General features: G+C 62.0%; 14 protein-coding genes. All 14 read right to left on the bottom strand.

The features are described 5' to 3' along the window. Nucleotides 1-180: 180 nt before the first annotated feature. The gene (locus tag INT12_RS01585) at nucleotides 181-3114 is read right to left on the bottom strand and encodes a DUF748 domain-containing protein (protein WP_193039618.1); all 2934 of its coding nucleotides are present in this window, start codon (nucleotides 3112-3114) and stop codon (nucleotides 181-183) included. A gap of 88 nt (nucleotides 3115-3202) precedes the next feature. Then, nucleotides 3203-4219, bottom strand: a complete 1017-nt coding sequence (locus INT12_RS01580) for a class I SAM-dependent rRNA methyltransferase (RefSeq protein WP_046382046.1) — start codon at nucleotides 4217-4219, stop codon at nucleotides 3203-3205. 57 nt (nucleotides 4220-4276) lie between these two features. Next, nucleotides 4277-5146, bottom strand: a complete 870-nt coding sequence (locus INT12_RS01575) for an oxygenase MpaB family protein (RefSeq protein WP_046382047.1) — start codon at nucleotides 5144-5146, stop codon at nucleotides 4277-4279. 16 nt (nucleotides 5147-5162) lie between these two features. Continuing rightward, nucleotides 5163-7100, bottom strand: coding sequence for an acetate--CoA ligase (acs, locus tag INT12_RS01570; RefSeq protein WP_193039617.1), 1938 nt, complete (start codon nucleotides 7098-7100; stop codon nucleotides 5163-5165). A 105-nt stretch (nucleotides 7101-7205) separates the two neighbouring features. Next, nucleotides 7206-8870 (bottom strand): glucose-6-phosphate isomerase, encoded by a 1665-nt coding sequence (gene pgi, locus INT12_RS01565; RefSeq protein ID WP_017847431.1) that lies wholly within the window; start codon nucleotides 8868-8870, stop codon nucleotides 7206-7208. Nucleotides 8871-9083: 213 nt separating this feature from the next. Next, complete coding sequence (gene panC, locus INT12_RS01560; protein ID WP_193039616.1) at nucleotides 9084-9935, bottom strand: pantoate--beta-alanine ligase; 852 nt, start codon at nucleotides 9933-9935, stop codon at nucleotides 9084-9086. Next, nucleotides 9932-10732, bottom strand: a complete 801-nt coding sequence (gene panB, locus INT12_RS01555) for a 3-methyl-2-oxobutanoate hydroxymethyltransferase (RefSeq protein WP_046487560.1) — start codon at nucleotides 10730-10732, stop codon at nucleotides 9932-9934. The genes panC and panB overlap by 4 nt, the downstream gene beginning before the upstream one ends. Nucleotides 10733-10972: 240 nt before the next feature. Further along, nucleotides 10973-11470 (bottom strand): 2-amino-4-hydroxy-6-hydroxymethyldihydropteridine diphosphokinase, encoded by a 498-nt coding sequence (gene folK / locus INT12_RS01550; protein ID WP_193039615.1) that lies wholly within the window; start codon nucleotides 11468-11470, stop codon nucleotides 10973-10975. 2 nt (nucleotides 11471-11472) lie between these two features. After that, nucleotides 11473-12876 carry a polynucleotide adenylyltransferase PcnB gene (locus INT12_RS01545; protein ID WP_017847435.1) on the bottom strand — a complete coding sequence of 468 codons (1404 nt, stop codon included), beginning with the start codon at nucleotides 12874-12876 and terminating at the stop codon, nucleotides 11473-11475. Between the two features lie 697 nt (nucleotides 12877-13573). Beyond that, nucleotides 13574-15013, bottom strand: coding sequence for a sigma-54-dependent transcriptional regulator (locus tag INT12_RS01540; protein WP_017847436.1), 1440 nt, complete (start codon nucleotides 15011-15013; stop codon nucleotides 13574-13576). Between the two features lie 22 nt (nucleotides 15014-15035). Next, entirely contained in the window at nucleotides 15036-17990 is a 2955-nt protein-coding gene (locus INT12_RS01535) for a sensor histidine kinase (protein WP_162231511.1), read from the bottom strand. Continuing rightward, on the bottom strand, nucleotides 17974-18150 hold the full coding sequence (locus INT12_RS01530) for a hypothetical protein (RefSeq protein WP_003176118.1): 177 nt from the start codon (nucleotides 18148-18150) through the stop codon (nucleotides 17974-17976). Before INT12_RS01530 ends, INT12_RS01535 begins: the two co-directional genes overlap by 17 nt. A 62-nt stretch (nucleotides 18151-18212) precedes the next feature. Beyond that, the gene (gluQRS, locus tag INT12_RS01525) at nucleotides 18213-19100 is read right to left on the bottom strand and encodes a tRNA glutamyl-Q(34) synthetase GluQRS (RefSeq protein WP_017847438.1); all 888 of its coding nucleotides are present in this window, start codon (nucleotides 19098-19100) and stop codon (nucleotides 18213-18215) included. A gap of 84 nt (nucleotides 19101-19184) precedes the next feature. After that, complete coding sequence (gene dksA / locus INT12_RS01520) at nucleotides 19185-19628, bottom strand: RNA polymerase-binding protein DksA (protein ID WP_017847439.1); 444 nt, start codon at nucleotides 19626-19628, stop codon at nucleotides 19185-19187. Nucleotides 19629-19850: the final 222 nt, after the last annotated feature.

Genomic DNA, 19850 nt, shown 5'->3' with positions numbered 1-19850 from the left:
CGCTGAACTAGGCGGCGGCGGCAACGAGTGAGTTAGATATCCACTCAATGCACCTCACGGGTTCATGCGACCGACCATAGGGATGTGGTCATTACAGGCCCCGGCACATGTGTCGGGGCCTGTTCTATTCCGGCCAGGAATGCTATCGAAGTGCGCGCCAGCTTGCGCTGGCGCGTGGGGTCATTCGGCGTCCAGATGCATCTGCGTTACCACCCGGCCATCCTTCTCGGCCTGGCCCAGTTTGGCGTCGACGAAGTACACCCGGTCATCTTCCAGCTGCCCTTTGTCGACCAGGTAGTCCTTGATGGTGCTTGCGCGGTCCTGACCGAGCTGGCGCAACAGCACGTCGCTGCTGCTCCAGAACGTGATCACGCCGCCCTTGAGTTTGGCCGTGCGTTCATCGTCGCTCAGGTTTTTCCACTCCGCCGGTGGTTGTTGTTTCAGGCGGGTGCGGTAGATACCTTCGAGCAAGGGGGCTTTTTCCTTTTCCGGTACTTGCAGCAAGGACGCCTGGGCCGGAACCTTGTCGCCACGGCGCTGCAGGATCTTGTAGTAGTTATATTGGTATTCGCGCTCCAGGCGCTGCTCGGCGAGGAACTTGCCGTCACTGTCGGCCGCCGCCGTGCCTTCGATTTCCAGGCGCAGGGTAGGGCGTTCTTTGAGGGCCTTGGCCAAGGTGTTCAGGGCGCCCTCGGCGTCTTTGTTCAGTTCGCTGGAGCCTGCGGCGAACGAGACGTTGCCGAGGTCTTCCGAACCGCCGCCGCTCACCAGCCCACCGATAAACTTGAACGGCGCCGTTGCCGCGCGCACCACCAGGTTGCGCAGGGTCTGCCAGATGATCGGCATCACGCTGAATTGCGGGTTGTTCAAGTCGCCGCTGATGGGCAGTTCAATCGAGATCTTGCCGTCAGAGTCCTTGAGCAGGGCGATCGCCAGGCGAATCGGCAGGTCTACCGCATCGGCACTGTCGACTTTCTCACCCAGTTGCAGTTGCTCGACCACCACTTTGTTCTCGGCCTTCAGTTGGCCTTTGGTGATCACGTAATGCAGGTCGAGGTTGAGGCGACCCTTGCGAATCCGGAAACCGGCGAACTTGCCCGAGTAGGGCGTCAGGGTCGTCAGCTCGACACGTTTGAAGCTGGTGGCGATATCCAGTGCCGCCATCGGATCAAACGGGTTCACGCTGCCTTTGATGGTCACCGGTGCATAGCGATCCACCTTGCCCTTGATGTCGACAGCTGCCGGTTTGGCCTGGCGGCTGTCAATGGTGCCAATCTGCCCGTTGAGCTGTTGGATCGCGGTGGCGAAGTTGGGCGTGAGGCTGAAGTCGGCGAAGTTGGCCGAACCGTCGTTGATCGCGATCTGCCCGATATGAATACCCAGCGGTTTTTCTTTGCTTGCGGCCGGCTTGGCCGCCGACTTGGCGCCGCTGTCGGCCGGCTGTGGAATCAGCAGGTCGTCGACGTTGGTGGTGCGATCATCGTTGATCATGAAGCGCACATAGGGCTGTTGCAGGTTGATCTTGTCGATCGACAGGCTGTCGCCATGCTGGTAGTTCAGCCCTTCCAGCACCAGGCGCTGCCATTTGAGGAAGTCACGGGTCTTGAGGGTGTCGAGGGTGTGCAACTGATCGACCTGCGCCCGGCCGGTGATCTGTAGGGCCAGCGGCTCGGTGCTTTTGAGGTTCACATCGAGGTTGCTGCCGAGCATGCCGCTACGCAGTTCCAGGCGGATGAACGGGCTGATATAGGACTGCGCGACCCGCAGGTCGATGTCCTGGGTGTTCACTTTCAGCTTGGCGCTGACCGGGTTGAGGTTGACCTCGCCGGTTGCCTGGATCTTGCCTTGCTTGCCCAGGCCGGTGTCGACCTTGAGGGTGAAGGGGTTGCCGTTGAGGCTGTCGAAGTTCTGCACATCGACGTTCAGCGGGCCGAGTTCCAGCGCGACCGCAGGTTTGGCCTGGCGGTCGGCCAGGTGGACCTGATAGTTGCGCAGTTGCACATCCTTGAGCAGCACTTGCCAAGGCTTGCTCGGCGCTGCGGGCGCGGCTTTGGGCGAGTCGGCAGCTGCTGGCGCGCTGGCCGCTTCCGGTGCCTTGGCCGGCTTGCCCGGCTGGCTGGCGAACAGTTTCTGCCAGTCCAGTTGGCCATCGGCTTCGCGGGCGGCCCAGGTTTCCAGCTTGTTGCTGCGGATCTTGCCGACCACCACCTGCTGCTTGGCCAGGTCGATCGTGGTTTCGCTGACGTCCAGGCGCTCCAGGCGCACCAAGGGCCGGCCATCCGGCGCCTTGATGGCGAACGGCGCGATGCTGGCGGCGGTGTTGGTCAGGTTCAGTTCGGTTTCTTTGGCCAGGCTGAACGTGTAGTCCGTGCTGAAGTTGAGCACGCCGTTTTCGAGGACCAGGGGCAGGGCGTCGCGCACATAGGGCCACCAGGCTTTCATCTTGCCATCGGTGATTTTCAGGGTGCCTTTGGACGTGATCGGCACCAGGCTGACGTTACCCTTCCAGTCGATCTGCCCACCTTCCGGGCCGGCGGCGACCAGGGTCATGTCGGCATTGTCTTCCGGCAGGGTGCTGAGGTTTTTCAGCTCGAAGTCGAGTTTGTCGTAGAGGAACTCGATTGGCTCGCTGGGGCGCAGGTCTTCAAAGTGCAGATAACCGCCCGCCAGCTTGATCCGCTCGATCCGCAACGGGAACGGTTTGGCGTTGGGGTCTGCCGGTGTCGGTTCGCTGGGTGGCAGTTTGAACAACTGCGCCAGGTTCAACTGGCCGGACTTGTCGAACAGCAACTCGGTCTTGGGTTTGTCGAGTTGCACATCGGCCAGGTGCAGGGCGCGGGTCCACAGGCTGTCGAGCTGCAGGTTGGCGTAGAGCCGCTCGAAACCCACTTGTTCCTTGCCGGGGTCGCCGATCTTGAGGCCCCACAGCGTCACTTCCAGGCTGAACGGGTTGAGCTCGATACGCTCGATGCGGGCCGGCACCGTGGCGTAGTTGGCCAGCTGTTGGTTGGCTATGCGAAGGGCAATGCCGGGCAAAATCAAAAAGCCCAGCAAGCTGTACAGGGCAACGGCAGTCAACAAGGCGCCAGTGGCGCGAATCAATCCTTTGGGCATGGGGCGGCGCCATCTATGTCGAACAGGAGTGCCTTGGAGTATGGCACGGGTTTTCGGTTCCGAAGAGCCACCCTCTTTCAGAAAATTCCTATAACTGCAGGATCAGAGTCTTCAACGGAGGTTGCTGGTCTTGCGACGGAAAGTCGGCGCCAGGAGGCATGATTTGCCAGTCGCGCACCGGACGCCCGGCTTTCTCGGCGCAACGTAGCACCTGCTCACGCCAATCGTCCATGCTCACTTTTGCCAGGTTGTTGCAGCAGATCAGCACGCCGTCATCGGCGGTTGCCAACAGCGCCGGCTTGAGCAGGCTTTGATAGTCGCGCAACAGGTCGACGGTGCCGAAGGCGCTCTTGGCCCAGGCCGGCGGGTCAAGCAACACCAAGTCATATTGACGCGGTTCCAGGCGCGGATAGCTCGGCAGTTTCTGCCCGCGCCGCTGAGTGATCGGCAGGCCGGCCAGCTGGCGAATCGCCGGGAAATAATCGGATTGCACGAACGTCATGGGTGCCAGCTGCGGGTTGAGCAGGCCGTTTTCGCGGCCGACCGCCAGGTTGCCTTCGGCAAAATCCAGGTTGCACACGTCACGGGCACCGCCGGCCGCGGCGCTCAGGCCCACGCCACAGGTGTAGGCGAACAGGTTCAGTACGCTTTTGCCGGCACTGTGTGTCTTGACCCAGCCGCGGGTGTTGCGCAGGTCGAGGAACAGCAACGGGTCTTGCCCGGCATGGCGCCCGCGCACGCGGTAATTGAGGCCCCATTCGTGGCCGACCAGGTCCTGCAGCGCTTGCGGTGTGGCGCGGTAGACCGTGTCTTCGCGGTCGATCCGCGAGTTGCCACGGGAACGGTCGTTGTACACCAGCAGCAATTCCAGGCCCATGTACTGGCTGATCAGTTGATGCAGGTCCAGCAAGTCTGCGCTTTCCAGCGGTTGGTGGAAGCTCTGCACCAGCAGTTGCGGGCCATAGCGGTCGATGGTCAGGCCACCGGCGCCTTCCTGGCTGCCGTGGAACAGCCGGTAACAGTCGGTGCCTTGGGCGTGCAACTCGCTGATCAGGCCTTGACGATGATCGAGGGCGGCGCGCAGCGCCTGGTTCAGGGGAGACATGGAGCGCGCCTTGCTGGGTAAATGTGGGCGCGGAGTTTAGCAGTTATGGAGCGTTGCCTACATCAACCCCATCCGCCGATGCGCGCGCTGCACCGAGCCATTGCGCATCGCCCAACGCAGCACCGGCGCGCTGCGCTTGACCCCGGCACGCACCAGCTGGCGTTGCAGCGGGCTCGGGTGTTGCCCCAGCATGTCGGCGGCCCAGGCCGGCAGCAGGTCGATCCCGGCCTGCATCATCAGGGCGCCAAAGGGTTTGGCCAGGGTGCTGGGCGCCGGGGCTTCGAGCAGCAGGCGCAGCACTTCGCGGCTGCGCGCGTCGCACAACAATTGTGGACGGATACGCGCCAGATAATCCGCAATTTCCTCGCGTGAGCGCGGCACATTCCGTGCGCCCAGGCGTTCGGCGACCAGGGCGATTTCGTTGTAGTAACGATCCTGATCGCGCCCCGAGAGCTGCGGGTTGCGATAACGCACGTGTGCGGCGAGGAAGCTGCTGACCTCCGCCACATGCACCCAGGTCAGCAACTGCGGGTCGCTGGCCGCGTAGGCGCGGCCGTCGGGCGCATGGCCGACAACCTGCAGGTGAATGGTGCGTACTTTCTCGATCAGCCAGTCGGCGTCTTTGCGTGAACCGAAGGTGGTGCCGGAAATGAACTGCGATGTGCGGCGCAGGCGCCCGAGCATGTCCTGGCGAAAGTTCGAATGGTCCCACACGCCAGCCAGCGCCAATGGGTGCAAGGCTTGCAGCATCAAGGCGCTGATGCCGCCGATGAGCATGCTGCTGAAATCGCCATGCACTTGCCAACTGACCGAGTCCGGGCCGAACAGGCCGGGGTCGCCCTTGGGGTTTTCCAGGTCCAACTGGCCCAGCGACAAGCCGGTGAGGCTCATCAACTGGGTTTCGATACGGCTGCGGATAAATTCCATGGCGACGCGCGGGTTCCTATCGGTTCAGGCGTTTGTCGATCAGGCCGGCGACCACGCTGGGGTCGGCCAGGGTGGAGGTATCTCCGAGGCTGTCCAACTCGTTGCAGGCTATTTTGCGCAAAATGCGTCGCATGATCTTACCCGAGCGGGTTTTCGGCAAGGCCGGGGCCCATTGGATCAGTTCCGGTTTGGCAAAGCTGCCGATTTCCTTGCTGACCAGTTCGAGCAGATGTTTCTTCAGTGTCTCGCTGGGCTCCACGCCATTCATCGGGGTGACGAACGCATAGATGCCCTGGCCTTTGACGTCATGGGGATAGCCGACCACCGCAGCCTCGGCGACCCAGTCATGCAACACCAGGGCACTTTCCACCTCGGCGGTGCCGATACGGTGGCCGGACACGTTGATCACATCGTCGATGCGCCCGGTGATCCAGTAGTCGCCGTCTTCGTCACGCCGCGCGCCATCGCCGGTGAAGTAATAACCGGGGTAGGGTTTGAAATAGGTGTCGATCATGCGCTGCGGGTCGCCATAGACACTGCGGATCTGCCCCGGCCAGCTGGATTTGATCGCCAGCACGCCGCTGCCCGGGCCGTTGATTTCCTTGCCGTGCTCATCGAGCAGCACCGGCAGCACGCCGAACATCGGTTGGGTCGCGCAGCCGGGCTTGATGCGCTGGGCGCTGACCAGCGGGCTGAGCATGATGCCGCCGGTTTCGGTCTGCCACCAGGTATCGACAATCGGGCAGCGTTGTTCGCCGACGGCGTTGAAGTACCAGTCCCAGGCTTCCGGATTGATCGGCTCACCGACGCTGCCGAGCAGGCGCAGGCTGGCGCGGGAGGTGTTCTCCAACGGAGCGTGGCCCTCGCGCATCAATGCGCGCAGGGCCGTCGGCGCGGTATAGAAGATATTGACCTGGTGCTTGTCGATGACCTGCCAGAAGCGCGAGCTGCTCGGGTAGCTGGGCACGCCTTCGAACATCAGCGAGGTGGCGCCATTGGCCAGCGGGCCGTACACGATGTAGCTGTGGCCGGTGACCCAGCCCACATCGGCGGTACACCAGAACACTTCGCCGTCGCGGTAGTCGAGCACGTACTTGAAGGTCATCGCGGCTTGCAGCAGGTAGCCGCCGGTGGTGTGCAGCACGCCCTTGGGTTTGCCGGTGCTGCCGGAGGTGTAGAGGATAAACAGCGGGTCTTCGGCGCCCATCGGCTCGGGTGGGCAGTCATCACTGGCGGCATCCACGGCCTGTTGATAGTTGAGGTCGCGGCCTTCGCTCCAGTTCACGGCGGCCCCGGTGCGCGCTACCACCAGCACGGTGCTGACGTTCGGGCAACTGGCCAGGGCCTTGTCGACATTTTGTTTCAACGCCACCGGCTTGCCACCGCGCACGCCTTCATCGGCGGTGATCACCGTGCGGCAGTCGGCGTCGAGAATGCGGTCGCGCAGGGCGTCGGGTGAAAAGCCGCCAAACACCACCGAATGCACCGCCCCAATCCGCGTACAGGCGAGCATGGCGTAGGCCGCTTGCGGAATCATCGGCATGTAGATGCACACCCGGTCGCCTTTTTTCACGCCACGGCTTTTCAGCACATTGGCCAGGCGGCTGACGTTTTGATGCAGTTGGCGGTAGGTGATGGTGGAAGACGCTCTCGGATCATCGCCCTCCCAGATGAAGGCCGGTTGCTCGGCGCGTTGCGCCAGGTGGCGGTCGATGCAGTTGTAGCTGACGTTCAATTGGCCGCCGGCAAACCATTGGGTGGCGCCGGTCTGGATGTCCGAGGTATTGACGGTGTGCCAGGGCGTGGTCCAGTCGAGAAAGCGCCTGGCCTGTTCGGCCCAGAACGTGTCCGGCTGTTCGATGGATTGGCGATAGAGGCGCTGATAGTCCTCTTGACTCAGTTGCGCAGCCCGGCGGACGGCATCGGCGATGGGAAACATGCTGATATCGAACATGAGCGATCCTTATTCTTGTTTTTGCGACAAGTCATAAAGATGCACCCAGTCGGGGGCGGGTTCAAGGCCGACGTCCGAATGGACGCCGGCCCTGTGTGACCGACTTCAGCCGCGGTGACGACCGCGGAAGTAGTTGATCAGGCCCTGGGTCGACGCATCGTCGGCCAGGCTTTCTTCGGCGCCGGTCAGGCGGTTGTAGACGCCCTTGCCCAGTTCCTTGCCCAGCTCCACGCCCCATTGGTCGAAGGCGTTGATGCCCCAGATCACGCTTTGCACGAACACTTTGTGTTCATACATCGCGACCAGTGCGCCCAGGCGCCGCGGGCTGATGCGCTCGACCACCAGGGTGTTGCTCGGACGGTTGCCCGGGATCACCTTGTGCGGGGCCAGCTTCTGCACGTCGGCTTCCGGCAGGCCCTTGTCGCGCAGCTCGGCTTCGGCTTCGCTGCGGGTCTTGCCGAGCATCAGCGCCTGGCTCTGGGACAGGCAGTTGGCGTACAGCCACTGATGGTGGTCGGAGACCGGGTTGAAGCTGACGATCGGCACGATAAAGTCGGCCGGGATCAGCTGGGTGCCCTGGTGCAGCAATTGGTGGTACGCGTGCTGACCGTTGCAGCCCACGCCGCCCCAGATCACCGGGCCGGTATCGGTGGACACCGGCGTACCGTCCTGGCGCACGCTCTTGCCATTGGATTCCATGTCCAGCTGTTGCAAGTGTTTGGTGATGTTACGCAGGTAGTGGTCGTAGGGCAGGATCGCATGGCTTTGCGCGCCCCAGAAGTTGCCGTACCACACACCCAGCAGGCCGAGCAGCACCGGCATGTTCTGTTCGAACGGCGCGTTCTGGAAATGCTGGTCCATGGTGTAGGCACCGGACAGCAGCTCCTTGAAGTTCGACATGCCGATGGCCAGGGCGATGGGCAGGCCGATGGCCGACCACAGCGAGTAACGGCCGCCGACCCAGTCCCACATCGGGAAGATGTTTTCTTCGCGGATACCGAAGGCCACGGCGGCCGCGTTGTTGCTCGATACGGCGATGAAGTGGCGATACAGCTCGGCTTCCGAGCCGCCCTGGGCCAGGTACCAGGCGCGGGCGGCCTGGGCGTTTTTCAGGGTTTCGAGGGTGTTGAAGGATTTCGACGAGACGATGAACAGCGTGGTCTCGGCGCGCAGCTTCATGGTCAGCTCGTGGAACTCGCTGCCGTCGATGTTCGCCAGGTAGTGGCAGCGCACGCCTTTGTGGGCGTAGGACAGCAACGCTTCGGAGACCAGCTCCGGGCCGAGGAACGAGCCACCGATGCCGATGTTCACCACGTCGGTGATCGGCTTCTCGGTGTAGCCGCGCCACAGGCCGTCGTGGATGCGGCCCACGAGGTCGGTGATCTGGTTCAACACCTTGTGTACGTCCGGCATGATGTTCACGCCGTTGACCGACAACTTGTCGCCCACCGGGCGGCGCAGGGCGGTGTGCAGGGCAGGGCGACCCTCGGACGAGTTCACCGGCTCGCCGGCATACAGCGCGTCGATCGCGGCTTTAAGGTCGACTTCCTTGGCCAGGTCCACGAGCAGGTTGCGGGTTTCGCTGGTGATCAGGTTTTTCGAGTAATCGAGGAAAAGCCCGCAGCTGCTCAAGGTGAATTGGGAAAAACGCTGAGGATCGGCGTTGAACGCGTCGCGCATGCTGAAATCCTGCATGGCTTGGCGATGTTGATTGAGCGCTCGCCAGGCGGGCAGAGCGGTAACGTCATGAGGGGTGCGGTAGTACGCCATCGCTGCGGGTTTCCTTTTATTACGGGGACTGCCTTTAGGACACTTCAAAGCCCGAAACATCCAGTCTTTCATCAAGCAATGGGTTCCGGACAGCGCTAACCATAGCGCAGGGCGAATACATTAAACCTAGCGTGTCGATATGTCTTGGCTTTGTCTGCGCTGTGGCCGGTACTTTTTTATACCGGCGCATCAGGCTGGGCAACGGGCGGGGGGTCAGTCGAGGGGCAGATGCAGGTTGTCGATCAGGCGCGTCGCGCCCAGGTAGGCCGCGACCAGAATCACTACATCGCGATCCTCGGCCGTGGCCGGGCGCAGGTGGACACCTTGGCGCACTTCGAGGTAGTCCACGCGCATGCCGGCGGCTTCGATCTGCTGGACCTGTTCGGCACGCAGTTTGGCGAAGTCGCGGTCGCCGCCTTTGATGGCGGCGGCAATCTGACTCAGGCTACGGTACAACGCCGGCGCGACGGCCCGCTGCTCGGCGCTGAGGTAACCGTTGCGCGATGACAGCGCAAGGCCATCCTCGGCGCGCACGGTCGGTTCACCGATGATCTGGATCGGCATGTTCAGGTCATGGACCATGGCGCGAATCACGGCCAGTTGCTGGTAGTCCTTCTGGCCAAACACGGCCATATCCGGCTGGACCATGTTGAACAGCTTGTTGACCACCGTGGCCACACCTTCAAAGTGCCCGGGACGGCTGGCGCCGCACAGGCCTTCGGACAATTGCGGCACGCTGACGCGGGTCTGGCCGGTCATGCCGCTGGGGTACATTTCCTCGACGCTTGGCGCGAACAACAGGTTGCAGCCGGCTTGCAGGAGTTTTTCCTGGTCGGCGGCGAGGGTGCGCGGGTACTTGTCCAGGTCTTCGCCGGCGCCAAATTGCAGCGGGTTGACGAAGATGCTCGCGACCACGAAATCCGCCTGTTGGGCCGCCTTGGCCACGAGGGCCGCGTGGCCGCTGTGCAGGTTGCCCATGGTGGGCACAAAGCCGATGCGTTTGCCGGCGCTGCGGGCATGGGTAACGGCGGCCCGCAGTTCACGTAGGGTTTTTACGGTGTTCATGCAGAGAATCCGTGTTCGGCGCCTGGGAAGGTCACGCCTTTGACTTCGGCGACGTATGCGCTCAACGCGGCGTGGATGCTGTCCTGGCCGGTCATGAAGTTCTTCACGAACTTCGGTACCCGGCCGGTTATCGACAGGCCGAGCATGTCGTGCAGCACCAGGACCTGGCCGTCGGTGGCCGACCCGGCGCCAATGCCGATCACCGGCACTTTGACCGCATGGGTGATTTCCGCGGCCAGTTCGCTGGGCACGCATTCGAGCAGGATCATCGCGGCGCCGGCTTGTTCCAGGGCGATGGCATCGGCACGCATCTGGCGCGCCTGGGCTTCGTTGCGGCCCTGGACTTTATAGCCGCCGAGGATGTTCACGGACTGCGGCGTCAGGCCCATGTGCGCGCACACCGGTACGCCGCGTTCAGCCAGCATGCGGATCGACTCGGCGAGCCAGGCGGCCCCTTCGACCTTGACCATGTGAGCGCCGGCTTGCATCAATTTGCCGGCGTTGTGGAAGGTCTGTTCGACGGTGGCGTAACCCATGAACGGCAGGTCGGCGATGATAAAGGCGCCGTCGTTACCGCGCTTGACGCTGGCGGTGTGGTACGCAAGTTCATCCGTGGTGACGGGCAGGGTGCTGTCATGCCCTTGAAGCACCATGCCGAGGGAGTCGCCCACCAGTAACACCTCGACACCGGCTTGGCAGCAGGCGTGGGCGAAGGTGGCGTCATAGCAGGTCAGCATAGCGATTTTTTCACCTTTGAGCTTGAGGCTCTGCAAGGTGGTCAGGGTAACGTCTGGCATGAAAAGGGTCCTCGTTCAGGCGCTTGGAAACAGCGAGTAACGCGCATGAGTCTTCGTTTATACAGGCGCACTTTCTTGAGAGCAGTGCTTATAAGGCCTGGATTGCGCCCTTTAGCGCCGGTTGGCGGCAGCGGGACGCCTATAGTCGTGAGGAGGACACGGGAAGTCAATTGCATGTGTTACCGCATTGTTACGACGGTGGTGTTACCGCTGTTACTGATGCGATTCAGCAGTGGCTGATCAACGCTGGGTGCTGAGCGCAGGCATGCGTTCCAGGCCGACAAACGGGCAGGCTGCGAGCAGGTCGCTGAGGCGCCGGCCATCGGGCAATTGCAGGGTGGCTGGGGCCAGTTCGGCCAGTGGGTACAGCACGAAGGCGCGCAGGTGCATCTGATAGTGCGGCACTTGCAGGCGTGGTTCGTCGATCAGGCGGTCGCCGAACAGCAGGATATCCAGGTCGAGCGTGCGTGGGCCCCAACGTTCAAGGCGTTCGCGGCCCTGGTCGTTCTCGATGGCTTGCAGCGCATCGAGCAGTTCCAGTGGCACCAGGCAGCTGTCCAGGGCCGCGACCGCATTGGTGTAGCGCGGTTGGCCGGGGAGCAGGGAGTCGCTTTGATAGAAGGCCGACACCCCGGCGACGGTAGTACCCGGCAATTGCGCCAACGCCTCGATAGCATTGCGCAATTGTTGCTCCGGGGCCGCCAGGTTGCTGCCCATGCCGATGTAGATGCGTTCCACGTTTATTCGCCTGCGGCGCCCGAGGCATCGGCGGCACTGCGCTTGCGTTTGCTCCCGCTGCGACGACGCTTCTTGGGCCCTTCGCCGACGCCATCGCCTTTGCTGCCGAGCTCACGAATCATCTCGCGGCGCTCGCTGTCATTGGCGTCCTGGTAGTCGGTCCACCATTCGCCCAGGCCGTCGGTCTGCTCGCCGGCGCTTTCACGCAGCAGCAGGAAGTCGTAGCCGGCACGGAAGCGCGGGTTCTCCAGCAACAGGTCGGCGCGCTTGCCGCTGCGACGCGGCAGGCGTTCCTGCATGTCCCAGATCTCGCGGATCGGCAGGGTGAAGCGTTTCGGGATGGCGATGCGCTGGCACTGCTCGGCGATCAACTCGTGAGCGGCTTCCTGCATGGCCGGGATCGGCGGCATGCCGCGGTCCTGCAGACGCAGTACGCGTTTGGGCAAGGCCGGCCACAACAGGGCGGCAAACAGGAACGCCGGGGTGACCGGTTTGTTCTGTTTGATGCGCAGGTCGGTGTTGATCAACGCTTCGCTGATCAGGGTGTGGGTATACGTCGGGTTGTATTCCAGTGCTTCGGCGCTCGCCGGGAACAAGGGATCGAACAACTGCAGGTCGACGAGCATTTCGAAGGTATCGGCGGCGTAGCCCGAGAGGAACAGCTTGAGCACTTCTTCGAACAGGCGCGCCGAGGGGATTTCCCGCAGCATCGGCGCCAGTTCGCGAATCGGTGCAGCCGTGTGGCGCTCGATACCGAAGTTCAGCTTCGCGGCGAAACGCACCGCCCGCAGCATGCGTACCGGGTCTTCCTGGTAGCGCTGCGTCGGGTCGCCGATCAGGCGGATCAGGTTGTTGCGAATATCGTGTACGCCGTTGGCGTAATCGAGGATGCGCTCGCTGACCGGGTCGTAATACAAGGCGTTGATGGTGAAGTCGCGGCGCTGCGCGTCTTCTTCCAGGGTGCCGTAGACGTTGTCGCGCAGGATGCGTCCGCTTTCATTGCGGGAAGACTGATTGGTGTCTTCTTCCTCATCGTTTTGCGGATGACCGGCACGGAAGGTCGCGACCTCGATGATTTCGCGGCCAAAGTGAATATGCACCAGCTTGAAGCGGCGGCCGATGATGCGCGCATTGCGAAACTCGGCGCGCACTTGCTCGGGCGTGGCGCTGGTGGCGACGTCGAAGTCCTTGGGCGTGATATTGAGCAGCATGTCGCGTACACAGCCGCCCACCAGATAAGCCTGGTAACCGGCGTTCTGCAAACGTTCGACGATGTTCACTGCATAACGGCTGAACTGAGCGCGTTGCAGCGAATGTTGGCTGCTGTTGAGCACTTCAGGCGTGCTGCGTTTGTGTTGCGTTCGACGCAAGGGAGAACGGAATGACTGGAACAACTTCTTCAGCATGGGATGCACTGTTTGAAGGAATGTTCGGCCATAACGAAGAATGACCGCATGATGGGCCGGGATTCTAGCATTTAGTCGGGGGATGGTGTAGGAACAAGCTACAGGCCTTGCGCCATAAGCCTAAAAACGTCAAATACCGGAAACTACAAGGGGAGCCGAAGCTCCCCCAGAAGTAGTTGCGTGCTCTATTTTTATTATTGGTTTCGGGCTTTTTGTTTTTGTTGATCGCCCTCGCCATGAAGTGTGACCTTCATGACACTCCCAATCGGGAGTCAAGAGCAAACGGATTGCTTTGGTCGCTGTGTTGCTGATCTACGATCCAACCAGTTCAGGCTCTGCCTTAGGGCAGTTTTTGTTGTTCTCGGCCTGGTTGCGGGGCAAGCCCCAAATACAACGCCTCTCCAAAAGAATCAGTTAGCTGCGCCTCCGCCGTGTTGTTTTTATTGTGCGTGAGTCGATTCGTCTTATTTTTATTGTCTTGTACAAAGCTTGTTATTGTTTTTGTACTAAGCATATAGCAGGGTGCGTGCCAACTTTTGCGCCGACCAGCAAAACCAGGGGGTTGAGGGGTTTTTGGCTGTTTGGCGGCGAAAAAAAAGCCGGGGCTTCGTTACCGTAAGCCCCGGCTTTTGTTACGCGAAATATCCGCGGTAACAGTTTTTTCACATTGGCGGGTGTTACCTGTGGGCGCGCGCCCTCAGCTTTCGCTGGCCACTCCGGTCTTACGCCGTGGAATACCCAGGCGTTGGCGCCGTTCCCACAGGCACTTGCGGCTTACGCCCAGCTTGCGCGCCAGTTCGGTTTCGGTCATGTGGTCCTGGTGCTCGAGGACGAAATGCTGGAAGTAGTCTTCCAGTGACAAATCTTCCGTCGGTTCATGGCTGGTATTGCCGGCGGCGCCCTGTTGCGGGGCCAGGCCGATGAAGTCGTCGTCTTCCAGGTCACTGAGCTCTATATCGATACCCAGCAGTTCGGCGGAAATTTCCGGGCTCTCCGACAGAATCACCGCACGCTCGACCGCATTCTCCAACTCCCGCACGTTACCCGGCCATGAGTAGTGCCGAATCGCCTGCTCGGCGTCTGCGGCGAACCGCAGGTCGGTACGGTTGATGCGCGCGCTCTGGCGCAACAGGAACGCATTGGCGATCTCGTTGACGTCGGCACCCCGTTCCCGCAGGGCCGGCAGCTTGAGTGCGATCACATGCAGGCGGTAATACAAGTCTTCACGGAACTGGCCGATCTTGGCCAGGCTCTTGAGGTCGCGGTGAGTGGCCGCGATCAGGCGCACATCGACCTTCTGCGATTGCACCGAACCCACCCGGCGGATTTCGCCTTCTTGCAGTACACGCAGTAGGCGCGCCTGAGCTTCCAGGGGCAACTCGCCGATTTCGTCGAGGAACAGCGTGCCGCCGTCCGCCGCTTCCACCAGGCCCGCGCGTCCGGCGCTGGCGCCGGTAAACGCGCCTTTCTCGTGGCCGAACAGTTCGGACTCGATCAGGGATTCGGGGATTGCCGCGCAGTTCACCGAGATCATCGGTGCCTTGGCGCGCTTGGACAGGTTGTGCAGGGCGCGGGCCACCAGTTCCTTACCGGTCCCCGATTCGCCCTGGATCAGCACATTCGAGTCCGTCGGCGCCACTTTGCGGATCTTGCTGTACAGGTCCTGCATGGGTGGGCAGGAGCCGATGATGCCGATCTCGCCATTGCTGTTGTCGACGCCCGGCTTGTCGGCGCCGTTGGCCGCCTTGCCGGCGGGACGCTGTTCGGCCGTAGCGCTGCTGGCCGACTGGCGGTCACGCAGGATGCGGGCCACGGCCTGGAGCATCTCATCGTGGTCGAACGGCTTGGCGATGTAGTCCACCGCGCCCATCTTCATGGAGTCCACCGCCGAGCGCAGGCTGGCGTAGCTGGTCATGATCAGCACCGGGGTGCCCTGGCCGAGCTTGATCAACTCGGTGCCCGGCGCGCCGGGCAGGCGCAGGTCGCTGACAATCAGGTCGAACGTGGGAATACTGAACCGCTCTTGGGCTTCCTGCACCGAGCCGGCTTCGCTGACCTGGTACTGATTACGTTCAAGCAGGCGACGCAAGGCAGAGCGGATAATGGTTTCGTCTTCGACGATCAAAATGTGCGGCATTGATTCAATTCTCTCGACGGTCTCAGTTCACAGCGGACGTCGCTTCGACATGACGCGGCAAGGTCACCCGAATACGGGTGCCGCGTTGGCTTTCTGTGTCAGCCGGGCTGTCGATGGTGATTTGTCCATAATGCTCTTCAACGATGGAATAGACCAGTGCAAGGCCCAGACCGGTGCCTTCACCGGGGTCCTTGGTGGTGAAGAAGGGTTCGAACAAGCGGTCCTTGATGTTCTGTGGAATGCCGCTGCCTTCGTCCTCCACGATCAGGTCGACCGTGTGCTCGAAAGCCTCGCTCTTGACGCGTACCGCACTGCCGGCGGGGGACGCGTCGCGGGCGTTCGACAACAGGTTGATCAACACCTGCGCCAAGCGCTGGGAGTCACCGTCGACCCAGTGGTCCGGATCGCACAGGTTGAAGAACTGTACTTCGAAATTGCGCCGATTCAAGGCCAGCAGCCCAATGGCATCCTGTGCCACTTCGGCCAGGCACACCGCTTCGTCGTGGTTCTGATGGGCGCCGGCGTGGGCGAAGCTCATCAGCGACTGCACGATGCGCGACACGCGCTTGGTCTGTTCGAGGATCTGCCCGCTGATCTCGGTGATTTCGCCGTCTTCCTCGCGCTCTTCGCGCAGGTTCTGCGCCAGGCAGGCGATACCGGTGATCGGGTTGCCGATTTCATGGGCCACGCCCGCCGCCAGGCGACCGATACTGGCCAGGCGCTCGGAATGCACCAGCTTGTCTTCGAGCATCTGGGTTTCGGTCAGGTCTTCCACCAGCAACACCAGGCCGCTGTTACCGGGGGCCAGGGGCTCGTCGATCGCCGCCTTGTGCAGGTTGAGCCAGCGGGTCTGGCCGTCGAGGGCCAGGTGCTGCTTGTGCAAGTGTTCGTCGGGCAGGTTGATAAAGCCTTGCAGCAGTTCCTTCCACGGGTCGCCCAGGGTATTGAGGCGAGAGCCCACGACCCGTTGCGCGGCAATGCCGGTGAGTTCTTCCATGGCCTTGTTCCACATCAGAATCTCCTGGTCCTTGGCCAGGGAGCAGACCCCCATCGGCAGTTCCTGCAAGGTCTGGCGGTGGTAGCGGCGCAGGGCATCGAGTTCGGCGGCCAGGCCAGTGAGGCGTGAGTGGTAATCCTCGAGCCGGCTTTCGATGAAGTGGATGTCTTCAGTGACGTAGTTTTCGCCGCTCGCCTTGTAGGGCAGGAACGTTTCCACCATGTCCTGCGACACGCTGGGGCCCATCAGCCCGGACAGGTTGGCTTCGATTCGGTCGCGCAGGCGGCGCAGGGCGTAGGGGCGGCGCTCGTCGAATGGCAGATAGAGGTCGCGCAGCGCTTGTTCGACTTCCTTTTGCGCGGCCTTGGCGCCCAGAGGCTTGGCCAGTTGCGTGGCGAACTCCTGGGGCGAGGCGGCATGCAGCTCGCGGCGTTGCGGGCGGCGCACGTTGTCCACCGCGCAGGCTTCGGCGGCGCTGGTTTCTTCCGGGCTGGCGTTGGTGAACAGCGAGATCAGGGTGAACATCAGCACGTTGGCGGCCAGCGAGGCGATCGCCGCCATGTGCCAACTGGTGTCGTCGAGCACGTAGATCATGTTCAGCAGCGGGATGTAGAAACCCTGCAGGTTGCCGACCAACGGCAGCAACATGGTCACCAGCCACACCAGAATCCCGGCAAGCAACCCGGCGATAAAGCCGCGCCGATTGGCCGTCGGCCAGTACAGCACCGACAACACCCCCGGCAGGAACTGCAAGGTGGCGACAAACGCGACGATCCCCAGGTTGGCCAGGTCTTGCCCGGCGCCCAGCAGCAGGTAGAAACCGTAGCCGGCCATGATGATCGCGACGATCAGCGCGCGGCGGGTCCATTTCAGCCAGCGGTAGATATTGCCTTCGGCCGGCGGCTGGTACAGCGGCAGCACCAGGTGATTGAGCGCCATGCCGGAGAGCGCCAGCGTGGTGACGATGATCAGGCCACTGGCCGCCGACAACCCGCCGACATAGGCCAGCAGCGCCAGGGCCGGGCTGTTGGCCGCAATACCGATGCCGAGGGTGAAGTATTCGGGGTTGGTGGTGGCGCCCAGTTTGAGGCCGGCCCAGAGGATCAGCGGCACCGCCAGGCTCATCAATAGCAGGAACAGCGGCAAGCCCCAGCTGGCGCTGACCAGCGAGCGCGGGTTGAGGTTCTCGGTGAACGTCATGTGGTACATGTGCGGCATCACGATGGCCGAGGCGAAGAACACCAGCAGCAACGTGCGCCACGGGCCTTCCTGCAGCGGGGTGTGCAGCGCGGCGAGGGCGGTCTGGTTTTGCAGCAGCCACAACTCCAGCTGTTGCGGGCCGTCAAATACGCCATAGAGCGCATACAGGCCGACGCCACCGATGGCGATCAGCTTGATCACCGACTCGAAAGCAATCGCAAAGACCAGGCCTTCGTGTTTCTCGCGGGTGGCGATGTGGCGTGAACCGAAGAAAATCGTGAACAGGCTGATCAGCGCGCAGAAGGCCAGGGCGACGCGATACTGCACCGGCTCACGGGTCAGGATGCTGATGGAGTCGGCCACCGCCTGGATCTGCAGGGCCAGCAAGGGCAGCACGCCGATCAGCATGAAAATCGTGGTCAGAGCGCCGGCCCAGGTGCTGCGAAAGCGGAAGGCGAACAGGTCGGCCAGGGACGACAACTGATAGGTGCGGGTGATCTTCAGGATCGGGTACAGCAGCACCGGCGCCAGCAAGAAGGCCCCGGACACCCCGAGGTAACTGGACAGAAAGCCATACCCATACTGATAGGCCAGGCCCACCGTGCCATAGAACGCCCAGGCGCTGGCGTAGACGCCCAAGGACAAGGTGTAGGTCAACGGATGGCGAATGATCGCCCGCGGAATCATTCCGCGCTCACTGATCCAGGCGACACCGAACAACGTAGCCAGGTAGGCGGCGCTGATCAGCAGCATCTGGGTGAGGCTAAAGCTCATCGGCATCTTTTTGGCTCTGCAGGATGAAAGTCACGACGATCAGGATCAGCCACAGCAGATAGGGGCGATACCAGGCGCCCGTGGCGTCGATCCACCAATCCATGATGGCGGGGGAAAACAGGTAGATCCCGACGACCAGCAGCAGGACCAAGCGATAGATGTACATGTTGGCCTCTGATTGAATAACTGCGGCGATGGTAACGGATGCCTGGCCGGCTGCAAGCGCCTTCAGCGCAACTGCGCTTCGGCCAGCGTGAGTGTGCGCGGGATCAACTGCGCATCCCAGTGGGCAATGCCCCAATCCAGCAGTTCCCGTGGGCTGGCGTGCAGCAGTTCGTCGCCGGGTTGCTGGCCGAGCGCGCGCAGGGCTCTCAATAGCAAAGGCGTGGCCTGGTCTGTGGTCAAGGGTGGGGAGCGATAGGATTTGCCCAACTTGTTACCGTCCGGCTGGACGATCAGCGGCACGTGCAGGTAACGCGGTTGGCGCAGCCCCAATAATTCTTGCAGGTACAGCTGGCGCGGCGTGGAGTCGAGCAGGTCGGCGCCGCGCACGATGTCGGTAACACCTTGCCAGGCGTCATCGAGCACCACGGCCAGTTGGTAGGCGTAGAGGCCGTCACGGCGACGGATGATGAAGTCACCCACTTCGCGGCCCAGGTGTTGTCGGAATTCGCCCTGTACGCGGTCGGTAAAGTGGTACTCCAGCTCCGGGACGCGCAGGCGGATGGCCGCATCGTGCTGCTCATGACCGGCATTACGGCACAAGCCCGGGTAGATCCCGTGGTAGGGCTCCAGCTGTTTGCGCGAGCAGGTACAGGCATAGGCCAGGCCGTGGTTGAACAGGTCGTTCAGCACCTTGGCGTAGGCATCGTGCCGGTCGCTTTGTCGGACCAGTTCACCGTCCCATTCGAAGCCATAGCTTTCCAGGGCATGCAGGATTGCCGCCTGGGCGCCGGGTTCTTCGCGGGGAGGGTCGAGGTCTTCCATACGCATCAGCCAGCGGCCATGGTTGGCGCGGGCGTCAAGGTAAGAGGCGAGGGCGGCGACCAGCGAGCCGAAGTGCAGGTGGCCGCTGGGCGTGGGGGCGAAACGCCCGATATAGGGAGAGGCTGTCATGGGCCGGATACTACTGGAAAATCGCTAAACGCCAGAAACAAAAATGGGGCGTTTGTACGCCCCATTCGTTCAGCTCGGCAGGGGTTACTTGCCGACCTGTTTTTCCTTGATTTCTGCCAGGTTCTTGCAGTCCACGCACATGTCGGCGGTAGGACGTGCTTCCAGGCGGCGAATACCGATTTCGATGCCGCAGCATTCGCACCAGCCGTATTCTTCGTCCTTGATCAACTGCAGTGTCTTGTCGATCTTCTTGATCAGCTTGCGTTCGCGATCACGGGCACGCAGTTCAAGGGCGAACTCTTCTTCCTGGCTCGCACGGTCGGCCGGATCAGGGAAGTTGGCTGCTTCGTCCTTCATATGGTCAACGGTGCGGTCGACCTCCTGCATCAAGTCTTGTTTCCACTTGTTAAGGATCTTGGTGAAGTGCTCGCGCATGGGCTCGCCCATGTACTCCTCACCTTCCTTCGTGACGTAAGGTTCGAAGCCGCTGAGGCCTGGGGATTGCTGTTGCTTTGCTTGGGTGGACATGAATAGACCGCCTCTCACTCTTCTAATCCATTGCGCAGGATTGCAACGTCACCGACACCTGCCGGCCCTGCGGCTGCAAGCGGGCGAACTTACCAGATAGATTCAGGGTGCGCCACTCCCGGTTGTCGAGGCCCATCACGCAGGGGTTGCAAACAGCAGCAACCCGCTGTGGCTGGGTATGAATCGTCTCGAAGGTTGATTTTAGTCGTTTTGCAAGCGCTT

It is taken from the genome of Pseudomonas sp. K8 (genome assembly GCF_014889455.1).
GTDB lineage: Bacteria > Pseudomonadota > Gammaproteobacteria > Pseudomonadales > Pseudomonadaceae > Aquipseudomonas > Aquipseudomonas veronii.
This window is presented reverse-complemented; position numbering and strand designations above follow the sequence as displayed.